This is a genomic window from Bacillus sp. ISO11 (assembly GCF_003458115.1).
GTDB classification, from domain to species: domain Bacteria; phylum Bacillota; class Bacilli; order Bacillales; family Bacillaceae_G; genus Bacillus_A; species Bacillus_A cereus.
The window spans coordinates 1-1450 of record NZ_QXCO01000082.1 but is presented as its reverse complement, the minus strand read 5'-3'; the positions used below and the strand labels follow the sequence as shown (position 1 = coordinate 1450).

The window sequence follows — 1450 nt, the reverse complement described above, 5'->3', positions numbered from 1 at the left end:
TGAGCTGCACCCCAATTGTTAGACACAGTCTAACAATTGGAGGTGCAGTTTTTTGTATGACAAAATTTACGAAGGATTTAAAGTTAACGCTCGTTCAAGGATTTAATCCGAAAATAATTTCTCAAGCAGAATATGCAAAACAGATGCATATTACAAAGGCACAATTTCAATACTGGTTACGCTTATACGAACTCCATGGAGAAGAAGGTTTACACGAGGTCTATACAAATTACACCGCAGAGTTTAAACTAGACGTACTAAATTTTATGGCTCAATCGGGTATATCGTTAATGGATACAGCGGCTATCTTCATGATTCCTTCTTTTACAACGGTTTATCAATGGAAGAAGCAATTTGAAGTAGGTGGCTTAGATGCCCTTGAACCAAAGAAAAAGGGGCGTCCATCCATGAAAAATAAAAACACAAAACATGATACTAAAAAGATTCCGGCAGAAGGTTCAGTTGAAGCGTTACAAGCTGAATTAGAACGCTTACGTATGGAAAATGCGTATTTAAAAAAGTTGAATGCCTTAGTTCAAAACAAGGAAAAATCACCAAACAAGACAAGGCACAAGTAGTCTATGAATTAAGGCATGAGTTTCAAGTGAAAGAATTAGTAAAGTTAGCGGATATCCCTCGAAGCACCTATTATTTTTATGTAAAACAAATGGATAGAATCGATCCAGATGCCGATTTAAAAGTAGAAATTAAAGCGATTTATGATGAACACGAAGGTCGTTATGGATATCGTCGTATTCGTGATGAGTTAGCCAATCGTAATCAAATAGTGAATCATAAAAAAGTGCAACGAATTATGAAAGAGTTAGGTTTAAAATGTCTTGTACGTATGAAAAAATATAAATCTTATAAAGGAACAGTTGGTAAAATTGCACCTCATATTTTAGAGCGTAAATTTACGGCAGATACGCCAAATGAAAAATGGGTAACCGATATTACAGAATTTAAATTATTCGGTGAGAAACTTTATTTATCACCTGTATTAGACTTGTATAATGGTGAAATCATTACCTATACAATTGGCTCTAGACCGACGTATTCACTTGTTTCAGAAATGTTAGAGACAGCATTAGAAGGTTTACCTGAAAATCACCAACTAATGATGCATTCAGATCAAGGGTGGCATTATCAAATGAAACAGTACCGTCACGCATTACAAAAAAGAGGTATCGTACAAAGTATGTCTCGTAAAGGCAACTGTTATGACAACGCAGTAATGGAGAATTTCTTTGGAATCATGAAGTCTGAGTTTCTCTACATAAAAGAGTTTGAAAGTGTAGAGCACTTCAAAATAGAATTAGAAAAATATATAGATTATTACAATACAAAACGGATAAAGGCAAAATTAAAAATGAGCCCGGTGCAATACCGGACTCATTTTTATCAAGCTGCCTAATGAAATAACCGTGTCTAACTTTTAGGGGTCACTTCA

Annotated in this window: 1 protein-coding gene; it reads left to right on the top strand. The window is 34.8% G+C overall.

The window, feature by feature from the left end:
* The first annotated feature begins 56 nt into the window (after positions 1-56).
* Positions 57-1414 (top strand): IS3-like element ISBce18 family transposase gene (locus D1166_RS30850; protein ID WP_097856517.1). Its coding sequence is split into 2 segments (ribosomal slippage): positions 57-513 and positions 513-1414, totalling 1359 coding nucleotides; the frame shifts between segments, so codons are not numbered across the junction.
* The last annotated feature ends 36 nt before the right edge of the window (positions 1415-1450 follow it).